Genomic DNA, 3,212 nt, shown 5'->3' on the forward strand with positions numbered 1-3,212 from the left:
AAGCATTCTCGCTGTTTTCAGATGTCTGAATCTCAGTTTCTTCTTTTACCTCTGTATCAGCAGACGTTTCCAGTTCTTCATTTCTTTCTTCCATATAAATGTCCCTTTCGTATGTTTTTTCATTTTCCTGCATTTATGTTTTCCGTTACAGATCTTAAAGCTTCCGTGTATCTGTCAGAGATGTACTGTCCAGCCTTCTGTATCCTGCGCCTCTTCCTCTGACAGCTTCTCTTCAGCTGACTGCTCTTCTGTTTCCGATACCGGTTCTTCCTTCTTCAGACGTCCGTAGATCCGGTTCAGTTCTCCCATTGTATAAATGGTAATGTCAGAAAGCTGTCCCTTTCGCATTCTCCATCTCCAGTTCAGCCCCAGGGTTGCAGGCGCATTCAGTCTTGCTTCGTTTCCCAGGCACAGATAGTCCTGAACAGGAATCACAGCCAGATCTGCCACACTGGCCAGGGCTGTGCGGATCAGTCCCCACACGCAGTCGTTCACAGGCCTGTCATAACAGTTGATGTATGCCCGTACAAACTCATTATCATGTCCCTGCAGACCTTCCAGCCATCCTTTTGTCGTCTCATTATCATGAGTTCCTGTATAGACCACACAGTTTTTATCATATTTATGAGGAAGATATTCACTGTCCTCGCTTCCGTCAAATGCAAACTGCAGCACTTTCATTCCCGGAAATCCGGTGTCCTTTACAAGCTTCACCACGCTGTCTGTCAAAAATCCCAGATCTTCTGCGATCACCTGAAGCTTTTGTACATTCTTTTTTAACACCTCAAATAATTCCAGTCCCGGTCCCTTTTCCCAGTGCCCGTTTTCTGCAGTAGCATCTCCGTAAGGTATGGAATAATATTCGTCAAAGCCTCTGAAATGGTCGATTCTTGCCACATCATACCGCTCCATACAGTAGGTCATTCTCTGTATCCACCAAGCATAGCCGGTAGCCTTATGCTTTTTCCAGTCATAAAGAGGATTTCCCCACAGCTGGCCGGTAGCAGAAAATGCATCCGGCGGACAGCCTGCAACAGCCTTTGGACTGCATTCCTCATCAATCTGAAACAGTTCCGGATTCGCCCACACATCCGCACTGTCAAGGGCAACGTAAATCGGCACATCGCCTATGATCTTAATTCCTTTTTTATTTGCATAGGCTTTCAGCTTTTTCCACTGTTTTTCAAAAAGATACTGCTGGAAGCAGTAAAAGCCCACTTCCTCTGACAGCTCGCTTTCCGCTCTTTTTACATATCCGGAGCTGCGGTCTTTCAGTTCCTTCGGCCAGTCCAGCCAACTCTCTCCGTTCCTGCTGTTTTTGATCGCCATATAAAGAGCATAATCTTTCAGCCAAATCTGATACTCCCTTACAAAAGCCTGATATTCACTGTCATTTTCCAGATTCGCTCTTTCATAGGCTTTTTTCAGAAGTGGAAATCTGCTGTTATATATTTTTTCATAATCCACATAGCCGGGGTCATCCCCCCAGCTGCAGGAAGTACATTCTTCTTTTGTAAGAAGCCCTTCCCGGACCAGTTCATCCAGATCAATAAAATATGGATTTCCCGCAAAGGTAGAACAGGACTGATACGGAGAATCTCCATATCCTGTCGGACCAAGAGGAAGAATCTGCCAGTACTGCTGGTCTGCTTTTTCCAGCTGATCTACAAACTCATATGCCTCTCTGGAAAAGCATCCGATCCCATATTCTGACGGAAGGCTTGAAACAGCCATTAAAACACCGCTTGCTCTCATTTATTCTTCTCCTTCGTGTTTCGCACTAAATGAATCCGGCTTCTCAGGTCCATACATTATAAAGTCTTAGTTTTTGCCGGTCACCCGGAGAACATTATACCAATCCATATGCTTACGGTCAAGGAAAAAGCCGGGGACATCTCCCCGGCTTTCGCACCTTGTTACTGTTTACCGTCTTCACAGCAACCTGGTCAGAATACATTCCAAATCACCTTTGATGATCGCATTTTGCCCTGTATATCCCCTGAGCATCAGCTCCGCCTTTCAAAACAGTGCTGTGCGGACACTAACACAAGCTCTCCACTGTCCTCTGCCTGTTTTTCGGTTCTTCCGCAGCCTGCCAGACAGAAAGCGCATAAAATACCTATAAAAATTATTTTCCGTGTTCTTTTCACCGGGTTCTCTCCTTTATCCATACAGATATTCATTCATAGTATGGACAGAAAAGGCATCTTCTATTCGGAAAGCTTATAATACTCAGAAACCTTTTTTCCTGATATATACAGAAATATCTCTGAATACCCGCTCCCGGTCTTTTTCGTTCAGAATTTCATGGCGCATTCCCGGATAAAGTTTCCCTTTTACATCCCTGTAGCCTGCGTCTCTCATTTTCTGAACTGCCGCTGCAAACTGCCGCACATTGCCCAGGCACGGATCGTCTGAGCCGCTGATAAAAAGAACAGGCAGCTCCGGCTTCGTACAGTTCCAGTGCTTCACATCATAAGCTCTTTTCATCAGCTGAAACAGAGCCAGATAAGCATCGTCCGTAAACGTAAATCCGCAAAGTTCTGAGTCCGTATAAGCCTGATATACCTCCGGATCCGAACAGATCCATGCGTTTCTGTTTTTTTCCCCGCTGAACCTGGCTGCATAATTCCCAAAGGACAGTATTTCCAGAAGACGGCTTCTGTGCCTCATTCCAAAGAGTTTTCCTTCCAGTTTCGCGATCACGCTCCCTGCGATCCGCGCCCTCCGGTTGCTGGGTGAGCCGCAGACGATCAGCATATCCATGCAGTCATCATGCTCTGCCGCAAAAGCTCTCACTGCCAGAGAACCCATGCTGTGCCCCATCAGTATCAGAGGAAGATCCGGAAATTTCTCTCTGATCTGCCGGTTGACACTGGCAATATCCGCCAGCATGGCATCTGCTCCTCCGCCGTACATGTAGCCCAGGTCATCCCCGGAGCGGACGCTCTGCCCGTGTCCTCTGTGGTCGTGAATTACTGCCACATACCCAAGAGAAGCCATGTACTCCATAAACGGCTCATACCGTTCCTTGTGCTCACTCATTCCGTGTACCAGCTGTATTACGCCTTTGTACGGCATTTCCTCCGGACAGATACTGAGAGCTGAGATTCTCAGTCCGTCCGCATCTGATCTGAAAAACTGTCTGTATCTTTTTACCATATCTATTTTCCTCCTGCCCTGTCATTCTGTCAGTTATCTTTTTATTTTCT

General features: G+C 46.5%; 2 protein-coding genes. Both read right to left on the reverse strand.

Going from position 1 to position 3,212, the window contains the following annotated elements; genetic code table 11:
- Positions 1-174: 174 nt before the first annotated feature.
- Positions 175-1,755: a 4-alpha-glucanotransferase gene (gene malQ, locus QVP40_RS03490; protein WP_022067110.1), complete on the reverse strand. Its 1,581-nt coding sequence runs from the start codon at positions 1,753-1,755 to the stop codon at positions 175-177.
- Positions 1,756-2,232: 477 nt separating this feature from the next.
- Positions 2,233-3,162: an alpha/beta fold hydrolase gene (locus tag QVP40_RS03495; protein ID WP_022067111.1), complete on the reverse strand. Its 930-nt coding sequence runs from the start codon at positions 3,160-3,162 to the stop codon at positions 2,233-2,235.
- Positions 3,163-3,212: the final 50 nt, after the last annotated feature.

Source organism: Blautia sp. CAG:257, assembly GCF_000433815.1.
GTDB lineage: Bacteria > Bacillota > Clostridia > Lachnospirales > Lachnospiraceae > Blautia_A > Blautia_A caecimuris.